The sequence below is a fragment of the Streptomyces sp. NPDC001970 genome (genome assembly GCF_053594115.1).
This window is the reverse complement of the sequence record NZ_JBSFDW010000003.1, coordinates 327381-349334: the sequence shown is the minus strand read 5'-3', so window position 1 is coordinate 349334 and position 21954 is coordinate 327381. Positions and strand designations below refer to the sequence as shown.

The 21954-nt window shown below is 72.7% G+C and carries 21 protein-coding genes; 13 read left to right on the top strand and 8 right to left on the bottom strand.

The genetic code is table 11. From position 1 onward, the window contains the following. Positions 1-125 precede the first annotated feature (125 nt). Genes ACWCP0_RS06160 through ACWCP0_RS06150 form a run of 3 tightly spaced genes read left to right on the top strand, consistent with a single transcriptional unit; the run spans position 126 to position 4150 of the window. On the top strand, positions 126-2165 hold the full coding sequence (locus ACWCP0_RS06160; protein ID WP_451077672.1) for a putative cobaltochelatase: 2040 nt from the start codon (positions 126-128) through the stop codon (positions 2163-2165). Beyond that, positions 2165-2773 (top strand): cob(I)yrinic acid a,c-diamide adenosyltransferase, encoded by a 609-nt coding sequence (gene cobO / locus ACWCP0_RS06155; RefSeq protein ID WP_451077671.1) that lies wholly within the window; start codon positions 2165-2167, stop codon positions 2771-2773. Before ACWCP0_RS06160 ends, cobO begins: the two co-directional genes overlap by 1 nt. Before the next feature lie 21 nt (positions 2774-2794). Beyond that, positions 2795-4150, top strand: coding sequence for a cobyrinate a,c-diamide synthase (locus ACWCP0_RS06150; protein WP_451077670.1), 1356 nt, complete (start codon positions 2795-2797; stop codon positions 4148-4150). A gap of 14 nt (positions 4151-4164) precedes the next feature. Here ACWCP0_RS06150 and ACWCP0_RS06145 read toward each other — a convergent pair whose 3' ends face one another. After that, a complete protein-coding gene (locus ACWCP0_RS06145; RefSeq protein ID WP_451077669.1) occupies positions 4165-4902 on the bottom strand; it encodes a ZIP family metal transporter in 738 nt (245 codons plus the stop codon). Between the two features lie 47 nt (positions 4903-4949). On the opposite strand from ACWCP0_RS06145, the gene ACWCP0_RS06140 reads away from it, so the two are divergent. The 3 genes from ACWCP0_RS06140 (at position 4950) to cobC (ending at position 7382) form a co-directional block, all read left to right on the top strand. Continuing rightward, complete coding sequence (locus ACWCP0_RS06140; RefSeq protein ID WP_451077668.1) at positions 4950-5390, top strand: cobalamin biosynthesis protein; 441 nt, start codon at positions 4950-4952, stop codon at positions 5388-5390. Between the two features lie 113 nt (positions 5391-5503). Next, positions 5504-6340 (top strand): sirohydrochlorin chelatase, encoded by an 837-nt coding sequence (locus ACWCP0_RS06135; RefSeq protein ID WP_451077667.1) that lies wholly within the window; start codon positions 5504-5506, stop codon positions 6338-6340. After that, positions 6324-7382, top strand: coding sequence for an Rv2231c family pyridoxal phosphate-dependent protein CobC (gene cobC, locus ACWCP0_RS06130; protein ID WP_451077666.1), 1059 nt, complete (start codon positions 6324-6326; stop codon positions 7380-7382). Before ACWCP0_RS06135 ends, cobC begins: the two co-directional genes overlap by 17 nt. Positions 7383-7846: 464 nt before the next feature. On the opposite strand, the gene ACWCP0_RS06125 is transcribed toward cobC, so the two are convergent. Together ACWCP0_RS06125 and ACWCP0_RS06120 are read right to left on the bottom strand one after the other, a co-directional pair. Then, positions 7847-8782: an SCO1860 family LAETG-anchored protein gene (locus tag ACWCP0_RS06125; protein WP_451077665.1), complete on the bottom strand. Its 936-nt coding sequence runs from the start codon at positions 8780-8782 to the stop codon at positions 7847-7849. Positions 8783-9072: 290 nt separating this feature from the next. Continuing rightward, a complete protein-coding gene (locus ACWCP0_RS06120) occupies positions 9073-10164 on the bottom strand; it encodes an amidohydrolase family protein (RefSeq protein WP_451077664.1) in 1092 nt (363 codons plus the stop codon). Positions 10165-10250: 86 nt separating this feature from the next. Here ACWCP0_RS06120 and ACWCP0_RS06115 point away from each other — a divergent pair, with 86 nt between their 5' ends. The 5 genes from ACWCP0_RS06115 to thpD all read left to right on the top strand — a co-directional run bounded on the left by ACWCP0_RS06115 (position 10251) and on the right by thpD (position 14912). Beyond that, positions 10251-11375 (top strand): pyridoxal-phosphate-dependent aminotransferase family protein, encoded by a 1125-nt coding sequence (locus ACWCP0_RS06115; protein ID WP_451077663.1) that lies wholly within the window; start codon positions 10251-10253, stop codon positions 11373-11375. 343 nt (positions 11376-11718) lie between these two features. After that, positions 11719-12231 carry a diaminobutyrate acetyltransferase gene (gene ectA, locus ACWCP0_RS06110; RefSeq protein WP_451077662.1) on the top strand — a complete coding sequence of 171 codons (513 nt, stop codon included), beginning with the start codon at positions 11719-11721 and terminating at the stop codon, positions 12229-12231. Positions 12232-12329: 98 nt separating this feature from the next. Beyond that, positions 12330-13580 (top strand): diaminobutyrate--2-oxoglutarate transaminase, encoded by a 1251-nt coding sequence (ectB, locus tag ACWCP0_RS06105; protein ID WP_451077751.1) that lies wholly within the window; start codon positions 12330-12332, stop codon positions 13578-13580. A 34-nt stretch (positions 13581-13614) separates the two neighbouring features. Then, entirely contained in the window at positions 13615-14019 is a 405-nt protein-coding gene (locus tag ACWCP0_RS06100; protein WP_451077661.1) for an ectoine synthase, read from the top strand. Between the two features lie 2 nt (positions 14020-14021). Continuing rightward, positions 14022-14912, top strand: a complete 891-nt coding sequence (gene thpD / locus ACWCP0_RS06095) for an ectoine hydroxylase (protein ID WP_451077660.1) — start codon at positions 14022-14024, stop codon at positions 14910-14912. A 141-nt stretch (positions 14913-15053) separates the two neighbouring features. Here the strand turns inward: thpD and ACWCP0_RS06090 are convergent, their stop codons facing one another. Beyond that, on the bottom strand, positions 15054-16130 hold the full coding sequence (locus ACWCP0_RS06090) for an alkene reductase (RefSeq protein ID WP_451077659.1): 1077 nt from the start codon (positions 16128-16130) through the stop codon (positions 15054-15056). A 153-nt stretch (positions 16131-16283) separates the two neighbouring features. Here ACWCP0_RS06090 and ACWCP0_RS06085 point away from each other — a divergent pair, with 153 nt between their 5' ends. Beyond that, positions 16284-16811 (top strand): MarR family winged helix-turn-helix transcriptional regulator, encoded by a 528-nt coding sequence (locus ACWCP0_RS06085; RefSeq protein WP_451077658.1) that lies wholly within the window; start codon positions 16284-16286, stop codon positions 16809-16811. On the opposite strand, the gene ACWCP0_RS06080 is transcribed toward ACWCP0_RS06085, so the two are convergent. The 4 genes from ACWCP0_RS06080 to ACWCP0_RS06065 form a co-directional block, all read right to left on the bottom strand. Then, on the bottom strand, positions 16793-17839 hold the full coding sequence (locus ACWCP0_RS06080) for an aminotransferase class V-fold PLP-dependent enzyme (RefSeq protein ID WP_451077657.1): 1047 nt from the start codon (positions 17837-17839) through the stop codon (positions 16793-16795). The genes ACWCP0_RS06085 and ACWCP0_RS06080 overlap by 19 nt on opposite strands. Positions 17840-17908: 69 nt before the next feature. Beyond that, positions 17909-18634, bottom strand: a complete 726-nt coding sequence (locus ACWCP0_RS06075; protein ID WP_451077656.1) for a DsbA family oxidoreductase — start codon at positions 18632-18634, stop codon at positions 17909-17911. A 176-nt stretch (positions 18635-18810) separates the two neighbouring features. Further along, entirely contained in the window at positions 18811-19425 is a 615-nt protein-coding gene (locus ACWCP0_RS06070) for a DUF1349 domain-containing protein (protein ID WP_451077655.1), read from the bottom strand. Positions 19426-19429: 4 nt separating this feature from the next. After that, positions 19430-20956 carry an aldehyde dehydrogenase (NADP(+)) gene (locus tag ACWCP0_RS06065; protein WP_451077654.1) on the bottom strand — a complete coding sequence of 509 codons (1527 nt, stop codon included), beginning with the start codon at positions 20954-20956 and terminating at the stop codon, positions 19430-19432. A 109-nt stretch (positions 20957-21065) separates the two neighbouring features. On the opposite strand from ACWCP0_RS06065, the gene ACWCP0_RS06060 reads away from it, so the two are divergent. After that, a complete protein-coding gene (locus ACWCP0_RS06060; RefSeq protein ID WP_351225252.1) occupies positions 21066-21836 on the top strand; it encodes an IclR family transcriptional regulator in 771 nt (256 codons plus the stop codon). The last annotated feature ends 118 nt before the right edge of the window (positions 21837-21954 follow it).

Here is a 21954-nt window from a genome sequence, read left to right as displayed (position 1 = left end):
CGTCCGGGCCTCGATGAGCGGGGTCGCGGCGACGGAGGCCCCGTGTACGCGCAAGGCAATCGCCCTCGGGAGGGCAACGGCGAGCAGCGCAGTCGGCGCGGCTTCATCGAAGGAGTGATCGGGCGATGACCACCCCCTATCCGTTCACCGCGGTCGTCGGGATGGACGACCTGCGGCTGGCCCTGCTGCTCAACGCGGTGAGTCCGGCGGTCGGCGGTGTGCTCGTGCGCGGTGAGAAGGGCACGGCCAAGTCGACTGCCGTGCGGGCACTCGCGGCGCTCATGCCGGATGTGGACGTGGTCGCCGGGTGCCGGTTCTCGTGTGCGCCGGGGGCGCCCGATCCCGGGTGTCCGGACGGGCCGCACGAGGCTGCGCCCGGTACGGCACGGCCGGCGCGGATGGTCGAGCTGCCCGTCGGGGCCTCGGAGGACCGGCTGGTCGGAGCGCTCGACATCGAACGGGCGCTCGCGGAGGGCGTGAAGGCGTTCGAGCCCGGCCTGCTCGCGGACGCGCACCGGGGCATTCTGTACGTCGACGAGGTCAACCTGCTCCACGACCACCTGGTGGATCTCCTGCTGGACGCCGCTGCCATGGGTGCCTCGTACGTGGAGCGGGAGGGCGTGTCCGTACGGCATGCCGCCCGCTTCCTGCTCGTCGGGACGATGAATCCCGAAGAGGGCGAACTGCGGCCGCAGTTGCTGGACCGGTTCGGTCTGACGGTCGAGGTGGCGGCGTCACGGGAGCCGGAGCAGCGGGTCGAGGTCGTGCGGCGGCGGCTGGCGTACGACGACGACGCGGACGGCTTCGCGGCGCGCTGGGCGGACGAGGAGTCGTCGCTGCGCGAACGGATCGCCGCGGCCCGGGCGCTGCTGCCCCGGGTGGAGCTGGGTGACGCGGCGCTGCGGCAGATCGCGGCGACGTGCGCGGCGTTCGAGGTGGACGGCATGCGCGCCGACATCGTGATGGCCAGGACCGCGACGGCGCTGGCCGCATGGGCGGGGCGTACGGACGTGCTGGAGGAGGACGTACGGCAGGCCGCGCTGCTGGCGCTCCCCCACCGGCGGCGGCGCAACCCGTTCGACGCGCCGGGCCTCGACGAGGACAAGCTCGACCAGACGCTGGAGCAGTTCGGCGCGGACGACGAGCCGGACCCCGACCCGGACCCCGACCCGGACCCGGGTCCCGGCGGCCCGGACGGCGGGCCCGGCGGCGGCCCGGACGGCGGTGGCGGCATTCCGCCGCAGGGGCAGGGTCCCGACGCGGATGAGGCGCCGCCCACCGGGCAGCCGGAGTCGCAGCCCGCCCCGGCCCCCGGCGCGGGCGAGCAGTCCGCCGTACGGTCCGCCGAGCCGTTCCGTACGAAGATGCTGAGCGTCCCCGGGCTCGGCGAGGGCGCGGCCGGGCGCCGCTCCCGCGCCCGCACCGAACACGGCAGGACGACCGGCGCCCGGCGGCCCCGAGGCGCGCTCACCAAACTCCACCTGGCGGCGACGGTGCAGGCCGCGGCCCCGCACCAGCGGGCGCGCGGGCGGTCGGGCGCGGGCCTCGTGGTCCGGCGCGACGACCTGCGCCAGGCCACGCGCGAGGGCCGGGAGGGCAATCTCGTGCTGTTCGTCGTGGACGCGTCCGGGTCGATGGCGGCCCGGCAGCGGATGGGCGCGGTCAAGGGCGCGGTGCTGTCGCTGCTGCTGGACGCGTACCAGCGGCGAGACAAGGTCGGTCTCGTCACCTTCCGCGGTGCGGCCGCCGAGGTGGCGCTGCCGCCGACGTCGTCCGTGGACGCGGCCGCCGCGCGCCTGGAGCAGCTGCCGACCGGCGGGCGTACGCCGCTGTCCGCCGGCCTGCTCAAGGCGCACGACGTGCTGCGCGTGGAGCGGCTGCGCGATCCGTCGCGCCGACCGCTGCTCGTGGTCGTGACGGACGGCCGGGCGACCGGCGGCCCGGACCCGGTGGCCCTGGCCGGGCGCGCGGCGCGGCTGCACGCCGCCGACGGCACCGCCTCGGTGGTCGTCGACTGCGAGACCGGTCCGGTCCGGCTCGGTCTCGCCGGACGGCTCGCCGCCGACCTGAGCGGCACCGCCATCACCTTGGACGAACTGCGCGCGGACAGCATCGCCGGGCTGGTCAGGGACGTACAGGCAACGACAACGAGGAGGGCCGCGTAGTGCCGCAGGGACAGCCGAGCGTCGTACCGGACGACGGACTCACCACCCGCCAGCGCCGGAATCGCCCGCTGGTGATGGTGCACACGGGCGTCGGCAAGGGGAAGTCGACCGCCGCCTTCGGGATGGCGCTGCGCGCCTGGAACCAGGGCTGGCCGGTCGGAGTGTTCCAGTTCGTCAAGTCGGCGAAGTGGAAGGTCGGCGAGGAGAACGCGCTGAGGGTCCTCGGGGCCTCCGGCGAGGGCGGCGCCGTGGACTGGCACAAGATGGGCGAGGGCTGGTCCTGGATCCAGCGGGCCCCCGCGGACGGAGCACTGTCCAACGAGGAGAAGGCGCGCGAGGGCTGGGAGCAGGTCAAGCGCGACCTCGCCGCCGAGACGTACGGGTTCTATGTGCTCGACGAGTTCGCGTACCCGCTCCACTGGGGGTGGGTGGACACGGACGAGGTGATCCAGGTGCTGCGCGACCGCCCCGGCACCCAGCATGTCGTCATCACGGGCCGCAACGCCCCGCAGGCGCTGCTCGACTTCGCCGATCTCGTCACCGACATGTCCAAGGTCAAGCACCCGATGGACGCGGGTCAGAAGGGCCAGCGGGGCATCGAATGGTAGACGGCGAATGGTAGGCACCGAGTGGTAGCACGACTCGTCATCGCGGCCCCTGCGTCGGGCAGCGGCAAGACCACCGTCGCGACGGGCCTGATGGCCGCCTTCGCGGCGAGCGGTCTCGCCGTCTCCCCGCACAAGGTCGGCCCCGACTACATCGACCCGGGCTACCACGCGCTCGCCACCGGCCGCCCCGGCCGCAACCTCGATGCGTACATGTGCGGCACGGAGCTGATCGCGCCGCTCTTCGCGCACGGCGCGCGCGGCTGCGACGTGGCGGTGGTCGAGGGCGTGATGGGGCTGTTCGACGGCGCGGCGGGCGCCGGTGAACTGGCATCGACGGCCCACGTCGCGAAACTGCTGCGGGCACCTGTCGTGCTGGTCGTGGATGCGTCGTCGCAGTCCCGGTCGGTGGCGGCGCTGGTGCACGGCTTCGCGTCCTGGGACCCGGAGGTACGGCTCGGCGGGGTGATCCTCAACAAGGTCGCCACCGACCGGCACGAGGCGCTGCTGCGCGAGGCCCTGGAGGAGTCCGGGGTGCCGGTGCTGGGCGTGCTGCGGCGGGCGCCCGCCGTGGCGACGCCGTCACGGCATCTGGGTCTGGTGCCGGTCGCGGAGCGGCACGCGGAGGCGCTGGACGCGGTCAAGGCGCAGGCGGAGCAGGTGCGTCTGGGGTGCGACCTGGAGGCGCTGCTGGCGTTGGCGCGGAGTGCGCCGGCTCTCCCCACCGAGGCATGGGACCCGCACGAGTGGTGCCCGACCGCCCACCGGCCCGTGATCGCGGTGGCGGGAGGCGCCGCGTTCACGTTCTCGTACGCCGAGCACGCGGAGCTGCTCACCGCCGCCGGCGCGGAGGTCGTCCCCTTCGACCCCCTCCGCGACGAGGAGCTCCCCGACGGCACAAAGGGCATCGTCGTCGGCGGCGGTTTCCCCGAGGTGTACGCCCCCGAGCTGTCCGCCAACTCACGGCTGCGCAAGGCGGTCGCCGAGCTGGCCCGGGCCGGGGCGCCCGTGGTGGCCGAGTGCGCCGGGCTGCTCTACCTCGCGCGCTCGCTGGACGGGAAGCCCATGTGCGGCGTCCTTGACGCCGATGCGCGGATGTCCGAGCGGCTGACCCTCGGCTACCGGGACGCGGTCGCCGTGAGCGACAGCGTTCTGGCCGCGGCGGGGACGCGGATGCGCGGGCACGAGTTCCATCGCACGGTCCTGGAGCCGGGCGCCGGGCCGCAGGCGGCCTGGGGGCTGCGGCAGCCCGAGCCTCGGGTCGAGGGCTTCGTTCAGCAAGGTGTGCACGCCAGTTACGTGCACACTCACTGGGCCGGGGTGCCGGACACGGCCCGCCGCCTCGTCGAGTGGTGTGCGGAGAGGCCGGGGCAGCCATGAGGCACCGCACGGCATCACTCGGCCACGCCCGTCACCAGCCAGATGAACGCCACGCCCGCCACGGTGCACAGCAGTGTGGAACGGGCCGGATGCTCGTGGTGCGCCTCGGGCAGGATCTCCGCGGCTGCGAGGTAGAGCAACGCTCCACCGAAGAAACCGAGATAGCTGCCGAGCAGCTCTTCCGGCATGGTGAACAGCAGGGTCGATGCGGCGCCCGCCACGGGGGCGAGCGCGGCGGCGAAGAGCATGGCGAGGGCCTTGCGGCGCTCGTTCCCGTACAGGCTGGTGATCGTGTACGTGTTGAAGCCGTCGGCGAAGTCGTGCGTGATCACGGCGAGCGCGACGGTCGCACCCATGCCTCCGCCGGCCTGGAAGGCGGCGCCGATCGCGATGCCGTCCATGAGGCTGTGGCCGACCATGGCCGCGGCCGCGGTCATGCCGACCTGAGGTACGCGGTGGTCGTGGCGACCGCCGTCGTACGCGCCGTGCGACGCCTGACGGACTGCCAGCAGCCGCTCCACGAGGTGGGCGAACAGGAATCCGCCGACGAACAGCAGCATGGCCTGCGGCACCCCGAAGATCTCGTGGCCTGCTGCCGCCACCGCCTCCGGCAGCAGATCGAGCCCGGCCGCGCCGAGCATGAGCCCGCCCGCGAGGCCCAGCACGAGATGGCGCCGGTCGGTCACACGCTGCGCCGCCCACCCGCCCAACAGCGTCATCAGGAACGCGCCGAGCGCGACGAACACCGCCATGCGTTCTTGCTAGCGGATGCACCGCCGCCTGCGCCGGGTGCCACGCCATGAGCGCCCTCGTCGTCGGCATCGGCGCGCGCCGCGGCACGCCCGTCGACGAGGTGCTCGGGCTGGTCCGCCGCGTGCTGCGGGAGGCCGGAGAGACGGCGGGAGCGGTCGTCGCCCTGGCGACGGTGGAGGCGAAGGCGGCCGAGGCGGGGATCGTCGAGGCCGCGGCCGCGCTCGGCGTCCCTCTTCGGACGCACTCGGCCGGGGAACTGGCCCTGGTGCCGGTGCCGCACCCGTCCGGGACGGCGCGGGACGCGGTGGGTACCCCGTCGGTGGCGGAGGCCGCGGCGCTCGCGGGCGGCGGAGAACTTCTCGTACCCAAACGGAAGTCGGGGACGCAGGGGCGACCTGGCAGAGTGACCTGTGCGATCGTACGGCTTCCGGAACCGGCCGCGCGCCCCGGCGGCGGGCTCCGGCGCGATGTCGTCGCCGGCGCGTGAGCAACCGACGGCACCCGTCCGGCGTGGATCCCGCGGCGTTGGACATGATCGAAGCGGCAGCACCCGCACCACCCGTAGCACCGGCACCACAGCCCCGTCTCCGAGGAGAACGCGTGACTTCCCCGCCCGCACTGCTCATCGCCGCGCCCGGCGCCCGGCACGACGCCGCCGCCGTGGCGTTCCAGGACCTCGTGGCGCTGCTGGGCCGACGCCACCCCGGGATTCCCGTCGCGGGTGGGCTCGTCGGCGCCGACCGGTGGCCGGTCGCCGAGGCCGTGGACGAGCTCGTCACGGCGGGCGCGAACCGGATCGCCGCGGTCTCGCTGGCGCTCGTGCCCGAGGCGCGTACGACGGACGGTATCGCCGACGCGCTCGCGGGCGTGGGCGAGGTGCACCCGGAGCTGTCCCTCACCCGAGCCCGGGCGCTCGGCCCGGATCCTGCGCTGCTCGCCGTGCTGGAGCAGCGGCTGGACGAGGCACTGGGCGCGGGCCCGGCGGGCCGTTCGCCGCGGGACCGTGCCGAGGTGACGGTCCTTCTGGTGGCCGCCGGCTCGACCGAACCCGGGGCCAACGCCGAGGTGCATCGGGCGGCGCGGCTGCTCTGGGAGGGGCGGGGGTACGCGGGGGTCGAGACGGCGTTCGTGTCGTCGGCCGCGCCCGACGTGCCGGCCGGGCTCGACCGCTGCGTACGGCTCGGGGCGCGGCGGATCGTCGTCCTGCCCTACGTCCTGTTCGACGGCGGTCCGGTGGAGCGGGCGCGGCTCCACACGGAGGGCTGGGCCGCGGCGCATCCGGAGACGGACGTACGGTTCGCGGAAGTGATCGGCGCCGTCGGGGAGTTGGCCGACCTGGTCGTGGAGCGCTTCCGGGAGGCCGTGTCCGCTCCCGTGCTCCCCGAGCACCGGCCTCCGTCCGTACACCGGCAGGACGCTCATGCCGGCGCACACTGACAGCCACGACCTGCACCACCACGGCGACGCGGAGGTACGGGACGGACGGCTGACCGATCTCGCGGTCAACGTCCGGACCGGCACTCCCCCGGCGTGGTTGCGCGAGCACATCGCCGATTCGCTGCTGTCGCTCGCCGCCTATCCGGACGGGCGCGCGGCGCGGGAGGCGGTCGCGGCGCGGCACGGGCTGCCGGTGGAGCGGGTGCTGCTGACGGCAGGAGCGGCGGAGGCGTTCGTGCTGCTCGCGCGGGCCCTGCGGGTGCGCAGGCCGGTGGTCGTGCACCCGCAGTTCACCGAGCCCGAGGCGGCCCTGCGGGACGCGGGGCACACGGTGGAGCGGGTTCTGCTGCGTGCGGAGGACGGCTTCCGGCTGGACCCGGGGGCCGTGCCCGATTCGGCGGACCTCGTCGTGATCGGCAACCCGACGAACCCGACGTCGGTCCTCCACGCGGCCTCGGCGATCGCCGGGCTGGCCCGGCCCGGTCGGATCGTGGTGGTCGACGAGGCGTTCATGGACGCGGTGCCGGGCGAGCCGGAGGAACTCGCGTCGCGGAGCGACGTCCCCGGGCTCGTGGTGCTGCGCAGCCTCACGAAGACCTGGGGCCTCGCGGGTCTGCGGATCGGGTACGCACTCGCCCCGCCGGAGACGATCGCCGCGCTGGAACGGGCTCAGCCGCTGTGGCCGGTGTCGACTCCGGCGCTGGTGGCGGCCGAGGCGTGCATGTCTCCCCGGGCGCTGACGGAGGCCGCCGAGGCGGCCGAAGTCGTCGCCAAGGACCGGGCGCATCTCATGGCCGGGCTGGCGGAGTTCGACGAAGTGCGGGCGGTGGCAGGGGCGGAGGCGCCGTTCGTGCTGCTCCGCATGGCGCGTGCGGACGAGGTGCGGGAACGCCTGCGCGGTCTGGGCTTCGCGGCGCGGCGAGGCGACACGTTCCCTGGTCTGGACCGCCACTGGATCCGCGTGGCGGTCCGCGACCGTACGACGACGAACCGCTTCCTCCAGGCCCTGGACCAGGCGCTGACGGCGGTGGGCGGTACCTGACGCTCGAGGCGCGTCGGGCGGTACGGGGTGCGCCCGGCGGTGCGGCGTGCGGTGGTGCCGGTGCCGTGACGGTGGCCGTCCGGTACGGCGCGCGCCACACCTCACGCTTGACTGACCCCGATGGGTTCGTACCACCCACCGGGCCGCAGTCGGGGGACAACCGGGGCGGGGCCGTGCAGGGTCGCCCCCGCACGAGTCGGCAGCTTGCACCGGATCACGCCGTACCCAACCGACTCCGAGGAGGCGAGCCCGGAGGGGCCCCGACCCCCACCCACCGACAGCAGCCGCACCAAGCCCGTCTGGGGTCCCCCCACACCGCAGGGTGTAGGGGGCACTTGAGGACGGACACATCGGACGCCCCTCACGGCACCGGGCACACCGAACCCCGCCGGAGGCACCCCGCACGCCGCCGGAGGCACCCCGCACCCGCACCCGCACCCGCACCCGCACCCGGCCCGAGGACGCTAGTCCCGGGCCCGGCGTCGGGCCAGCACAACCGCCCCCGCGCCCGCGGCCAGGAGGGCGAACGCGCCGGCCGCGATGTACGGGGTCGTCGCGCTGCCGCCGGTCGCCGCGAGGTTGTCCCCGGAGTCGGAGGACGCCGCCTCCGACTCCGCCGCAGCCGGTTCCGCCGGCTCAACCCCCGTCTGCGGCTTCACATCCGCGGCACCGGCCGGCGCCGGCGCCTCGCACGTCGCCTCCGCCAGCGTCACGACCCCCTCCACCTCCGCGACGTTCAGCTTCAGCGGGTTGACGGACACCTTCAGTTCGAGCGCGGTCGCCGCGGCCGTACGCGACGTGGTCTCCGTACGGGAGAGGTCGAGCGTGACATCGCCGATGCCGGGCAGCGCGACCCGCGTCGTTCCGCCCGTCGTCAGCGTGACCCTCTTCCCCAGCACCCGGACCGTGCCGAGCAGGTTCGCCTGGGCCACGGGCTTCTCGCCCGCCTCGCAGACCGCGCTGGCGGTGACCTTCTCGACCTCGATCAGGGAGAGCAGCGGCAGTCCGGGAACGTGCACCTTCGCATGGGCGAGGGTCGTGGACCCCTCGGCCTTGTCCCTGTCGGCGGTCGCCTTCGCGCTCGCCACGTCCGCACGCAGCACGCTGAACGGCCGTCCCTGGTCGACGCCCTCCAACTGGACGGTGAGCGCGGTCTTCTCCGCGCTCGCGGGGGCCTGCACCTCGTTGAGGGAAGCTTTCAGCGGCACGTTGACGGTCTTGTTCAGCAGGGAGACGTCGAGGCCGGTACGGAGCACGACCGCGCTCGCCCGTCCGTTGCCGCCGCCCGTCGCGTGGGCGGCGGGGGCGGCGGCGAGCGCCAGCGGCCCGGCGGCGAGCGCGACGGCGGCCGCCGCGGCTGCGGAGCGGCGTACGGGCATGCTGAAGGTGTTGCTGTTCAAGGTGGTGGAACCCCCACAGGAGACATGACGTCGCCAGGCCCGCCCGCCACGGGGACTCGTGCGCGACGGCAGCGACTGAGAACACCGGAATCTTTACGCACTGAGAGTGAACTGGCAGATACCTGTAGTGAGTTCACTCCAAAGTGGCGTTTCCGTGCCCGTATTCGATTAAGTCGGCACGGACGTTCCCGTGATTCGCCCCTGAGGCGGACGTGCGGGGCGCACGCCGGGTATGCCAACGAGCCCGGCGTCCGGCCGACGCGCTCCTGTCAACCGCCGACACGCTCCCGTCAACCGAGGACGCGCCCTCGCAGGATCACCCTCCGCGGTGCCCCCAGCACCCGTACGTCCGCCCGCGGATCCGCCTCGTACACGACGAGGTCCGCCGCCGCGCCCTCCTCGAGCCCCGGCCTGCCCAGCCAGCTGCGGGCACCCCAGGTCGTCGCCGAGAGCGCCTCCACCGCCGGGATGCCGGCCTTCACCAGCTCGGCGACCTCGGCCGCGACGAGCCCGTGCGGCAGGGAGCCGCCCGCGTCGGTGCCGACGTAGACGGGAATGCCCGCGTCGTACGCCGAGCGCACGGTGTCGTAGCGGCGCTCGTACAGTCGCCGCATATGGTCCGACCAGCGCGGGAACTTCTTCTCGCCGCCCACCGCGAGCTGCGGGAACGTCGCGATGTTGACGAGGGTCGGGACGATTGCGACGCTCCGCTCGGCGAAGAGCGGGATGGTCTCGTCCGTCAGTCCGGTCGCGTGCTCGATGCAGTCGATGCCCGCCTCGACGAGATCCCGCAGGGAGTCCTCGGCGAAGCAGTGCGCGGTGACGCGCGCGCCCAGCCGGTGCGCCTCGGCGATGGCCGCCTCGACCGCGCCGCGCGGCCAGCAGGCGCCCAGATCGCCCGACTCCCGGTCGAGCCAGTCGCCGACGAGCTTGACCCAGCCGTCGCCGCGCACCGCCTCCTCGGCCACGTACGCGACGAGGTCGTCGGGCTCGATCTCGTGGGCGTAGTTGCGGATGTAGCGGCGGGTGCGGGCGATGTGCCGGCCGGCCCTGATGATCTTCGGCAGGTCCTCGCGGTCGTCGATCCAGCGGGTGTCGGAGGGCGAGCCGGCGTCCCGGACGAGGAGCGTGCCCGCGTCCCGGTCGGTCAGCGCCTGCTTCTCGCTGGTCGCCTCGTCCACCGCGCCGTGCTGGTCGAGCCCGACATGGCAGTGGGCGTCGACGAGTCCCGGCAGGGCCCAGCCCTCGGCGGTCCGCACCTCACGGGTGTCCGCCGGGCGCCGGTACGTGATCCGGCCGCCGACCACCCACAGCTCGTCCCGGACCTCCTCGGGCCCGACCAGCACCCGGCCCTTGACATGCAGCACCACGCGATCGCTCATGACCAGCACTCTACGAGCCTGCTCTACCCTCGACCGAGGGCAGCCGAGAACCCCGTTTGAACCTCCGCTTCGAAGAGAGCACCGCCGTGACGCACCCGTTTCTGAACCTGGCCCCGCTGACCGCCTCGCACTTCGCGGGGATCGAGCGGCGCGTGGCCGCCCTGCTCTCCACCGGGCAGGACGTCGTGATCACACAGGGCGAGGCGCTACTCCCGCTGGAGGGCTGCATCCGCAGCGGCGCCCGGCCCGGTTCGGCCGCGCTGAACGTGGTGACGGGGCCGTACGGCCAGACCTTCGGGAACTGGCTGCGGGACTGCGGGGCGGCCGTCGTCGACCTGGAGGTCCCCTTCCACACCGCCGTGACCGCCGAGCAGATCGCCCGGGCCCTGGAGCAGCACCCGGAGATCGACTTCGTGTCACTCGTCCACGCGGAGGCGGCCACCGGCAACACCAACCCGGTCGCGGAGATCGGCGAGGTCGTACGGGCCCACGGCGCCCTGTTCATGCTGGACGCCGTCGCCTCGGTGGGCGCCGAGCCGCTGTTGCCGGATGAGTGGGGCGTGGACCTGTGCGTGATCGGCGCGCAGAAGGCCATGGGAGGACCGGCCGGGGTGTCGGCCGTCTCGGTGAGCGAGCGCGCCTGGGAGCGGTTCGCGGCGAACCCGGCCGCGCCCCGCCGCTCGTACCTCTCGCTCCTCGACTGGAAGGAGCGCTGGATCGACGGCGGCCGCAGGGCGCTGCTGCACGCGCCGGCGCAGCTGGAGATGCTGGCGCTGGAGGCGTGTCTGGAGCGGATCGAGGCGGAGGGCCTGGACGCGCTGACGGCCCGGCACGCCGCAGCTGCGGCGGCGACGCGCGCCGGTGCGATCGCGCTGGGCGGCGGGCTGACCCCGTACGTCCACGAGGCGCGGTACGCGGCGCCCGTGGCGACCACGCTGCGTGCCCCGGCCGGGGTCGACGCCTCCGACCTGGTGGCGAAGGCGCTGGCCGCCGACCCGTCACTGCCGCTGATCGCGGGCGGAGGGGCGCTGTCCGCGGAGATGATCCGGGTGAACCACTACGGCGTGGACGCGGCACCGGCAGCCGTCGAGTCCTCGCTGGCGACCCTCGGCGCGGCGCTGCGCGGGTACGGCCGCGAGGTGGACCCGGAGGGCGCCCGGCGCGCCGCGGCCGAGGCTTGGAGGACCACGGCCCACGCGTCGCGGAAGTAATGTCGGGAAACTCATCGAAAAATAAATAGCGCATGAATAACAGAATGCGGGGAGCTGATTTATCGAGAGCAGCTCCCCGCATTCTTCTGCCCGGTTTCCCCGACCCTAAACGCAAAAGTTTCGACAGGACGGACTGCCCATTCCGGACGGATTCCACCGGCGTTTCCAGCATGTGACAGACCCCACACGAGGGATCTCTTTGACCCAGTAACTCCCGGTCAAACAGGGAGAGTTCGCCACGACCTCGCGCGCTGCGCGCGCCCGCGCGATAACACATGGCCGCCTCCCGCCCAACCCCGTCGCTCCATGCAATTTCCGATTTCGCTCGGTAAATTCAATCCGCATGACCACCGCACTGAGCATCGACAGCCCACGCGTGGAGGACGGAGCCGCAATCTGGCGAATCGCCCGCGACTCCGAGGTCCTGGACCTCAACTCCTCGTACAGCTATTTGCTGTGGTGCCGCGACTTCGCCGCGACCTCCGTGGTGGCCCGCGGCACGGACGGTGAACCGGTCGCGTTCGTCACCGGCTACATCAGGCCGGAGCGCCCGCAGACGCTGGTCGTCTGGCAGGTCGCCGTCGACGCGGCGCACCGCGGCCGAGGACTGGCCGGGACGCTCCTCGACGCGCTGACCCACCGCGTCACCTCCGAGCGCGGCGTCCGCGCGGTCGAGACCACCGTCACCCCGGACAACACCGCCTCCGACCGGCTGTTCACGTCGTACGCCTCCCGTCGCGGCGCATCCCTGGAGCGCGAAGTCCTCTTCGACGGCGGGCTGTTCCCCGACGGGGCCCATCAGCCCGAAGTGCTGTACCGCATCGGCCCGATCACCCCGCTCACCGTCACCGTCTGACCCCCACAACAGGAGAGACCGCTGTGACCATCACCCCGCCCTCCCGCCCGTCTCCCGCCACCACCCTCAGCGGAGCGACCTACGGCCCCGCAGCTGGAATTCATGGCGTCTTCGAGACCCTGGAGTCGGAGGTGCGCAGCTACTGCCGTGGGTGGCCCGCCGTGTTCGACCGCGCGCAGGGCGCCCGCCTGACCGACGAGGACGGCCACACCTATCTCGACTTCTTCGCCGGCGCGGGATCGCTCAACTACGGCCACAACAACCCGGTGCTCAAACGCGCGCTGCTGGACTACCTGGAGCGCGACGGCATCACGCACGGCCTGGACATGGCGACGACCGCGAAGCGCGCCTTCCTGGAGTCCTTCCAGAACATCGTCCTGCGGCCGCGCGATCTGCCGTACAAGGTGATGTTCCCCGGCCCGACCGGCACCAACGCCGTCGAGGCGGCGCTGAAGCTGGCCCGCAAGGTGAAGGGCCGCGAGTCGATCGTGTCCTTCACCAACGCCTTCCACGGCATGTCGCTGGGCTCGCTCGCCGTCACCGGCAACGCCTTCAAGCGGGCCGGAGCCGGCATCCCCCTGGTGCACGGCACGCCGATGCCGTTCGACAACTACCTCGACGGGCAGGTCCAGGACTTCCTCTGGTTCGAGCGGCTGCTCGACGACCAGGGCTCCGGCCTCAACAAGCCCGCCGCGGTCATCGTCGAGACCGTGCAGGGCGAGGGAGGCATCAACGTGGCCCGCGCGGAATGGCTGCGGGGGCTGGCCGACCTGTGCCACCGCCAGGACATGCTGCTCATCGTCGACGACATCCAGATGGGCTGCGGCCGCACCGGCGCGTTCTTCTCGTTCGAGGAGGCGGGCATCACCCCGGACATCGTCACCCTGTCGAAGTCCATCAGCGGCTACGGACTTCCCATGTCCCTCTGCCTGTTCGCCCCGGAGCTCGACATCTGGGAGCCGGGCGAGCACAACGGCACGTTCCGCGGCAACAACCCGGCTTTCGTCACCGCGGCCGCCGCGCTGGACGCGTACTGGTCCGACGGCCAGATGGAGAAGCAGACCCTCACCCGCGGCGAGCAGGTCGAGCAGGCGCTGCTCGCGATCGCCGACGAGAACTCCGCGCACGGGGCCCATTTCCGGGGCCGGGGCCTGGTCTGGGGCCTGGAGTTCACCGACAGGCACCGGGCGGCCGCCGTCTGCGCCCGCGCCTTCGAGCTCGGTCTGCTGCTGGAGACGTCGGGCCCGCAGAGCGAGGTCGTGAAGCTGCTGCCGCCGCTCACCGTGACGCCCGACGAGCTGGACGAGGGGCTGCGTACGCTCGCCCGCGCCGTCCGCGAGACCGCCTGACCCATCCCGTACGTACGAAAGGAAGCGCACCACCGTGATCGTCCGATCGTTCAAGGACATCGAGAACACCGACCGGCACGTCAGGTCGACGTCGGGCACCTGGGAGAGCAAGCGCATCGTGCTCGCCAAGGAGAGGGCCGGATTCTCCCTGCACGAGACCGTGCTGTACGCGGGTACGGAGACGTCGATGTGGTACGCGAACCACATCGAGGCCGTGCTCTGCGTGGAGGGCGAGGCCGAGCTGACGAACGACGAGACCGGCGAGGCGCACCGGATCGAGCCCGGCACGATGTATCTGCTGGACGGCCATGAGCGTCACACCCTGCGCCCGAAGACCGATTTCCGCTGTGTGTGCGTCTTCAACCCGCCGGTCACCGGGCGGGAGGACCACGACGAGAACGGCGTCTACCCGCTCCTGACCGAGGCCGAGGAGGGCTGATCATGACCACCGCACTCACCGATCTCTACCCGACCCGCGGCGCCGCGGAGGTGACCGTCCCCCGCCAGGACCCGGTGGTGTGGTCCCCGCCCGGGGCGCCGGGCCCGCTCGCCCCGTCCGCGCTCCAGTCGTACGAGCGCGACGGCTTCCTGGCCGTGGAGGAGCTGATCACCCCGGCCGAGGTGGAGGTCTACCGCGCCGAGCTCGACCGGCTCGTCAACGACCCCTTGATCCGGGCCGACGAGCGCTCGATCGTCGAGCCGAAGTCCCAGGACGTGCGCTCGGTGTTCGAGGTGCACCGGATCAGCGAGGTCTTCGAGGCTCTGGTGCGCGACGAGCGGGTCGTGGGCCGGGCGCGCCAGATCCTCGGCTCGGACGTGTACGTCCACCAGTCACGGATCAACGTCAAGCCGGGCTTCGGCGCCTCGGGCTTCTACTGGCACTCGGACTTCGAGACCTGGCACGCGGAGGACGGGCTGCCGCGGATGCGGACGGTGTCGGTGTCCATCGCGCTGACGGAGAACCTCGACACCAACGGCGGGCTGATGATCATGCCCGGGTCGCACCGGACGTTCCTGGGATGCGCGGGTGAGACGCCCGAGGACAACTACAAGAAGTCGCTGCAGATGCAGGACGCCGGTACGCCCTCGGACGAGGCGCTGACCGCGCTCGCGGACCGGCACGGCATCCGGCTCTTCACGGGCAAGGCCGGGTCCGCGACCTGGTTCGACTGCAACGCGATGCACGGCTCCGGGGACAACATCACGCCGTACCCGCGCAGCAACGTCTTCATCGTCTTCAACAGCGTGGAGAACGCGGCGCAGGAACCGTTCGCCGCGCCGGTTCCGCGGCCGTCGTTCATCGGGGCGCGGGACTTCACGCCGGTACGGTGACCCGACTCCTGCCGGGGACCCGGGAGTCGTCCCCCGGAAAACACACCACCGGAGCGCGGGACTTCACGCCGGTGCGGTGACGAGAGCCAGGGGCCGGTCGCGGGGTGCGCGGCCGGCCCCTGTTCGTCCGCTTCCGGTGCGTCAGCCGGCGAGCGTCGGGTAGTCGGTGTACCCCTTGTCGTCGCCGCCGAAGAAGGTCGCGGTGTCCGGGGCGTTGTACGGGCCCGCGGTCTTCAGCCGGGCGGGCAGGTCGGGGTTGGCCAGGAACAGCGCGCCGAAGGCGAGGATGTCCGCCGTGCCGTCCTCGATCAGCGGCAGCGCGCCGTGGTCGGTGAAGCCCTCGGTCGACGGGTTGAGCACGAACGTGCCGCTGAACTGCTTGCGCAGCGCCAGCGTCACGTCCCGGAGGCCGGGGGCGTTCTCGGTGATGTGCAGATAGCCCAGGCCCAGCGGCTCCAGCTCCTTGACCAGCGCCAGGTACGTGGTCTCGGTGTCGGTCTCGGCCATGTCGTTGTACTGGTTCCCGGGCGAGAGGCGCAGACCTGTGCGGGAGGCGCCGATCTCCGCCGCGACGGCCTTGGTGACCTCGGCGGCGAAGCGGATGCGGTTCTCGACGGGGCCGCCCCACTCGTCGGTGCGCCGGTTGGTGCCGGCGGTGAGGAACTGGTGGATGAGGTAGCCGTTGGCGCCGTGCAGCTCGACGCCGTCGAAACCGGCCTCGATGGCGTTCCGGGCGGCCGAGACGAAGTCGCCGACGGTGGCGCGCACCTCGGCGCCGGTCAGCTCGCGCGGCGTGAGGAAGTCCTTGGGACCTTCATGGGTGTACAGCTGACCCTGGGCGGCCACAGCGGACGGCGCGACGCTGAGCAGTTCCTGGTCCGGCCAGAGCACCGGGTGGCCGATCCGGCCGGCGTGCATGATCTGGGCGAAGATCCTGCCGCCGTTGGCGTGCACGGCATCGGTGACCCTGCGCCAGGCGGCGACCTGCTCGGCGCTGTGCAGGCCCGGGGTGTCGGGGTAGCCCTGGCCGATCACCGAGGGCTGGATGCCCTCGGTGACGATCAGGCCGGCCGAGGCGCGCTGGGCGTAGTACTCCACGGTGGAGTCGGTCGGGGTCAGGCCCGGGCCGAAGGCGCGGCTGCGGGTCATGGGCGCCATGGCGATGCGGTTGGCGAGCCGCGTGCCGGACAGGTCGATCGGGTCGAAGGCGATGGTCATGAAGGCTCCTGGAACACATAAGATTGGTCGGCCAAGTAAAGCGCGGGGCCACTCTAACTCATTCCTTGGCCGGCCAAGGTAATCTCGCTTCACGGAGATGTGGGAGCGTCGGAGTTGTCCGCGAACCCGCCGGAGGATTCCCGAGGAGGCCCCATGAGACCCGAGGCCGATCCCGTCTGTACCGACGACCGCCTGCCTGCCGCGACCCGGGGCGGCCCGGTCAGCCATGCCGTCTCCCGGGTCGCCAGGCTCCACCGCACCGCGGCGGCGAGGCTGCTCAAGCAGGCGGGGCTCTACCCGGGCCAGGAGTTGGTGATGATGTACCTCTGGGAGGCCGGGCCGGTCCGGCAGTCGGAGCTGATCAAGACCTGTGAGCTCGACCCGTCGACCGTCACCAAGATGCTCCAGCGCCTCGAGCAGTCCGGGCACGTCCGGCGCTGCCCCGACCCGGCGGACCGGCGAGCCGTCCTCGTCGAGGCGACGGAGGGCAGCTGCGCGCTGCTCACCGAGGTGAGCAGCGCCTGGAGCGCGCTGGAGGAGCACACGCTCGCCGGGCTCGACCCGGCCGAGCGCGCCGAGCTGGCCCGGCTCCTGACCAAGGTCGAGCGGAACCTCTGCGCGGAGATGACGGCCTGCCCCGGGCGGCCCCCGGCGCGGGGGGCTCAGCCCGAGAGCGCGTAGAGCGCCCTGTCGACGTCCGCCTCGTCGTTGTAGAGGTGGAACGAGGCCCGCAGATTGCCCGCGCGGGCCGAGACCACGATCCCGGCACGCGCCAGTTCCGGCTGCCGGCCGCCGAGACCGGGAATGGCGACGATGCCGGAGTCCCCGGGAACGGGGGCGTGGCCGAGCTCCGTCAGTCCCGACCTGAAGCGGGCCGCGAGGGCCGTGTTGTGGGCGTGGATCGCCTCGACGCCGATCTCCTCCAGCAGGGCCAGGGACTGCTCGGCCCCGTGGTACGCGAGGAAGGACGGCGGCTCGTCGTAGCGCCGCGCGGACGTGGCGAACTCCTCGACCGGCCCGTAGGTGCTCCCCCAGCGGTCCGCTGCCGCGAACCAGCCCGCATGCGCCGGAGCCAGCGATTCCTGCGCCTCCTCGGTGACGGTGAGGAATGACGTGCCGCGCGGGCAGAGCAGGTACTTGAAAGCGCCGGTCACGGTGTAGTCGTACGCTCCCGCGTCCAGCGGGAGCCAGCCCGCCGACTGGCTGGCGTCGAGGAGGACGCGGGCGCCGTGCGCCGCCGCCGCGGCCCGGACCGCCGCCAGATCCGCGATGCGGCCGTCGGCCGACTGGACGGCGGACAGCCCGATCAGCGTGGTGCCCGGACGCACGGCGCGGGCGAGCGCGTCGAGCGGCACGTACCGCACCTTCAGATCACCGCGGACCGTGAAGGGAGTGATGACGGAGCTGAACTCGCCTTCGGGGAAGAGGACTTCCGCGCCCGGCGGCAGCGAGCCGGCGATCAGCGCGACATGCACGGCGACCGAGCTGCCGACGGCGACGCGCTCCGCCGGCACACCGGCCAGACGGGCGAAGGAGGCGCGGGCGGCCTCGATGGTCTCGAAGTCGCCCGCGCCGTCCGGCCGCCCGTCGCCGTTCTCCTCGGCGAGTTTCTTGATCGCCTCGACCGTGCGGCGGGGCAGCACGCCGCAGCTGGAGGTGTTCAGATACGTCGACTTCGGCGCGAACTCGGCGCCTCCCGGAGTGTCCATACGACCACCCTGGAACCTCGCGAACTATCAGTCAATTGCGAGATTCTGCCGAATATCTCCAAGCATTTCTTATGAATGGGCTCCGGCCTGCGGAACCTCGCAGGCACCGTCGGGGCCGCACGCCGCGGCATCCGCGTCCGTGCCGAGCGGGACGATGGCCCGGCCCTGCCAGGCCTGCTCCAGCGCCTGGGTGAAGACCTCGGCGGGCTGTCCGCCGGAGACCCCGTAGCGGCGGTCGATGACGAAGAACGGCACGGCGCCGGCACCGAGTTCGGCCGCCTCGCGCTCGTCCGCCCGCACCTCGTCGGCGTACGCGTCGGCGTCCGCGAGGACCGCGCGGGCCTCGTCGGCGTCCAGGCCGGCCTCCACGGCGAGCTCGACCAGCACCTCGAGGTCGAAGACGGACCGCTCGTCGCCGAAGTTCGCCCGGTAGGCGAGGTCGAGCAGCTCGTCCTGGCGGCCGCGGGCCCTGGCCAGGTGCAGGAGGCGGTGGATGTCGAAGGTGTTGCCGTTGTCCCGGCCCTCGGTGCGGTACGGAAGACCCTCGGCGCGGGCGGTGGAGGCGACGTGCTCCTCCATGGCGCGGGCCTCGTCGAGGGTGCGGCGGTACTTGCGCGCGATCATGTCGATCACGGGCGCGGTGTCGCCCTTGGCGAGGTGGGGATCGAGCTCGAAGGAGCGGTGCACCACCTCGATCGCGTCGCGGTGGGCGAAGGCCGCGAGGCCCTTCTCGAAGCGGGCCTTGCCGATGTAGCACCAGGGGCAGGCGATGTCGCTCCAGATCTCGACGCGCATGTCTCCGCTCTCTCCAGTCGGTCCGGACGGCCTGTCCGGACGGCGTAAGGGCGCGGAGGGTCCCTCCGCTCACGCCCTCAAACGCGCGCGGAAGCCTCACCATTCCGCGGGCACGCGGATCCGGCCACCATCGTCGTGCCGCTCGGCGCGGCGCCGGCACCATGAGCCGCTCGTGATCAGGAGCCGTCCCGCAGGCCCTCCGGCCAGGACTTCCGGTACTCGATCCGGTCGAAGCCGACGACGCACCCCTCGCCCACCGGGGACTGTGCCATGAAGCCGACGAGCGCCGCCCCGGCCTGCTCCTTCGTACCGAGGGTGAAGATGCGGACGAAGGTCCACTGCTCGCCGTCCAGCGATGCGTGGAAGGCGAACGCGGCCCCCGTGCGGCTGATCCGCAGCCAGGCGCTGTCGCCGTCGACGACGAAGGAGTTGGCGTCGTCGGAGTGCCCCCGGGTGACGACCGTGCAGACGGTCGGCCTGTCCGGGGACTGCTCCAGGCAGAGCTTGGCCCATTCGCGCTCGGCGACGTGGAGATAGAGCGCGCCCGCGTCGAAGGCGGCACCGAAGCCCACCTTCACTCGGGCGATCAGCTGGAAGTCCCCCTCCGGCGCGCCGAGGAGTCGGGGCGCGTCGGAGGCCGGGTCGAGGGCGTCACCGGTGGGCGGGACGAAGCGGTCCTGACGTGCGCCCGCCCAGCCGGTGAGCACGCCGTTCTCGTACGACCAGTCGGCGTCCGGTCCGTACGGACGTAGCGGGAAGGGGAGTTCGGGCAGAGTGATCTCGTCGGTCACCCGGTCAGCTTTCCAGACCCTCCGGGCGCCCGTCGACCCGGCGCGGGAGGCCGAGCGGGTTGTCGTCGCGGAGCTCGGGAGGGAGCAGCGCGGGCGGCGCCGACTGGTAGGTGACCGGCCGCAGCCAGCGCTCGATCGCCGTGGCACCGACCGATGTGGACGTGGAGGTGGTGGCCGGGTACGGGCCGCCGTGGTGCTGGGCGGGGGCGACGGCGACTCCGGTCGGCCAGCCGTTGACGAGGACGCGGCCCGCTAGGGGGGTGAGCGCCGCGAGGAGCCCGGCGGCCTCGGGGTCGTCCTCGACGGCGTGCAGGGTGGCGGTGAGATTGCCGGACAGCCGCGACAGCACGCCGGCGATCTCGTCCTGTGCCGCGTAGCGGGCGACGACGGTGACCGGCCCGAAGCACTCCTCCAGCAGGAGGTCGTGCGGGCCGTCGGCGGTGAGCCGCTGCGCCGGTACGGTCAGGAAGCCCGCGCTCACGGTGTGCTCTCCCCCGGCACCGGGCGTGACGGGCGCCTCGACGCCGTCCAGCGCGGTGCGCTCGGCGACGCCCGCGACGAAGGCGTCGCGCATGCGGTGGTCGAGCATGATCCCGGGCTCGGTCTCGCTCACGGCGGCACCGAGGGCCTTGAGCAGCCGGTCGCCCGCGTCGCCCGCCGGGGCCAGGACGAAGCCGGGCTTGGTGCAGAACTGGCCCTCGCCCAGGGTCACCGACCCGGCCAGCCCGCTGCCGATCGCCTCCGCGCGCTCGGCGGCGGCGGCCTCGGTGATCACGACCGGGTTGAGGGAGCCGAGCTCGCCGTGGAACGGGATGGGCGCGGGGCGGGCGGCCGCCGCGTCGAAGAGGGCGCGCCCGCCGCGTACGGAGCCGGTGAAACCGGCGGCGGCGACCAGCGGGTGGCGTACGAGTTCCACGCCCGCGTCGAAGCCGTGCACCAGGACCACGACGTCCTCCGGGAGCCCGACCTGGCGGGCTGCCCTGCGCAGCAGCGCCGCGCACAGCTCGGAGGTGGCCGGGTGGTCCGGGTGGGCCTTGACGACGACGGGGCAGCCGGCGGCGAGGGCGCTCGCGGTGTCGCCGCCCGGCACGGAGAAGGCGAGCGGGAAGTTGCTCGCGGAGTAGACGGCCACGACCCCGAGGGGGATCTTCCAGCGGCGCAGATCGGGCCACGGCGGCGTGCGGTCCGCGTCCGCGTGGTCGATCCGGATGTCGAGGAAGGCACCCTCGTCAACGACGTCGGCGAACGCCCGCAACTGGGCGGTGGTCCTCGCCAGTTCACCGGTCAGCCGTGCGGGGCCCAGTGCGGTCTCGGCGTCGGCGGCCTCGATGACGTGCTCGCCCGCCTGGTCGAGGAGGCCGGCCGCGGTGCGCAGGAGGGCGGCCCGTACAGTGCGGTCGGCGAGCGCGGGGCATGCGGCGTCCGCGGCCCGTACCGCACGGTCGACCTCCTCGGCCGTGGCCTCCACCGCAACCTGCTCACGCGGCTTCCCGGTTCGGGGGTCCACGCTCCAGACTGGTGCTGCTTCCACCACGGCTTCCTTCCCGGGATCGTTCGGTATTCTGAACGGAGTTCCTGATACTGAATGTACGGGGACTCTATTTCCGGGCGTTCCGCACGGTCAAGGAGGACGAAGGGCCATGGCAGCTGTCGAGCAGGGTGGGGCACAGGTCAAGTCCGCGGTGCGGACCGTGGAATTGCTCGAATACTTCGCGGGTCGTCCCGGTATGCACTCACTCGCCGCCGTCCAGGAGGCCGTCGGCTATCCCAAGTCCAGCCTCTACATGCTGCTGCGCACCCTCGTGGAGCTGGGCTGGGTCGAGACCGACGCCACGGGCACGCGGTACGGCATCGGCGTACGCGCCCTGCTCGTCGGCACGTCGTACATCGACGGCGACGAGGTCGTCGCGGCCGCCCGGCCCACCCTGGACCGGCTGTCGGACGACACCACCGAGACGATCCACCTGGCGCGCCTCGACGGCACGAACGTCGTCTACCTCGCCACCCGCCAGTCCCAGCACTATCTGCGCCCCTTCACCCGCGTCGGCCGCCGGCTGCCCGCCCACTCGACCTCGCTCGGCAAGGCGCTGCTCGCCACCCACAGCGACGAGCAGGTCCGCAAGATGCTCCCGGAGACGCTGCCGGCGCTCACCGAGCACACCATCACGGACCGGGAGCAGCTCATCGAGGAGCTGCGGCAGATCCGCGAGCAGGGCTACGCCGTGGACCGCGAGGAGAACACGCTGGGCCTGCGCTGCTTCGGCGTCGCGATTCCCTACCGCACCCCGGCGCGCGACGCCATCAGCTGCTCGGTGCCGGTGGCCCGGCTGACCCCGGCGCACGAGCAGATGATCAAGGATGCGCTGTTCGACGCCCGGGACCGGCTCACGCTGGCGACGCGGCGGCTGTGACCGCCCTCCGCCGCCGTACGGCGGCGGAGCTTCATCACCGGGCAGGAGGCGCACCGGGCCGCGGCCCCGGATGAGGATTTCCTGAGAAACCCGACAGACCGGAACGGAACCGTCCAGG

Coding starts and splice junctions, on each gene's coding strand:
- ACWCP0_RS06120 (WP_451077664.1), bottom strand. CDS start 10,164: ATGAGCGATCGCGTGGTGCTGCATGTCAAGGGCCGGGTGCTGGTCGGG.
- ACWCP0_RS06075 (WP_451077656.1), bottom strand. CDS start 18,634: ATGCGCGTCGAGATCTGGAGCGACATCGCCTGCCCCTGGTGCTACATC.
- thpD (WP_451077660.1), top strand. CDS start 14,022: ATGACCACCGCACTCACCGATCTCTACCCGACCCGCGGCGCCGCGGAG.
- ACWCP0_RS06140 (WP_451077668.1), top strand. CDS start 4,950: ATGAGCGCCCTCGTCGTCGGCATCGGCGCGCGCCGCGGCACGCCCGTC.
- ACWCP0_RS06145 (WP_451077669.1), bottom strand. CDS start 4,902: ATGGCGGTGTTCGTCGCGCTCGGCGCGTTCCTGATGACGCTGTTGGGC.
- ACWCP0_RS06060 (WP_351225252.1), top strand. CDS start 21,066: ATGGCAGCTGTCGAGCAGGGTGGGGCACAGGTCAAGTCCGCGGTGCGG.
- ACWCP0_RS06160 (WP_451077672.1), top strand. CDS start 126: ATGACCACCCCCTATCCGTTCACCGCGGTCGTCGGGATGGACGACCTG.
- ACWCP0_RS06080 (WP_451077657.1), bottom strand. CDS start 17,839: ATGGACACTCCGGGAGGCGCCGAGTTCGCGCCGAAGTCGACGTATCTG.
- cobC (WP_451077666.1), top strand. CDS start 6,324: ATGCCGGCGCACACTGACAGCCACGACCTGCACCACCACGGCGACGCG.
- ectA (WP_451077662.1), top strand. CDS start 11,719: ATGACCACCGCACTGAGCATCGACAGCCCACGCGTGGAGGACGGAGCC.
- ACWCP0_RS06085 (WP_451077658.1), top strand. CDS start 16,284: ATGAGACCCGAGGCCGATCCCGTCTGTACCGACGACCGCCTGCCTGCC.
- ACWCP0_RS06090 (WP_451077659.1), bottom strand. CDS start 16,130: ATGACCATCGCCTTCGACCCGATCGACCTGTCCGGCACGCGGCTCGCC.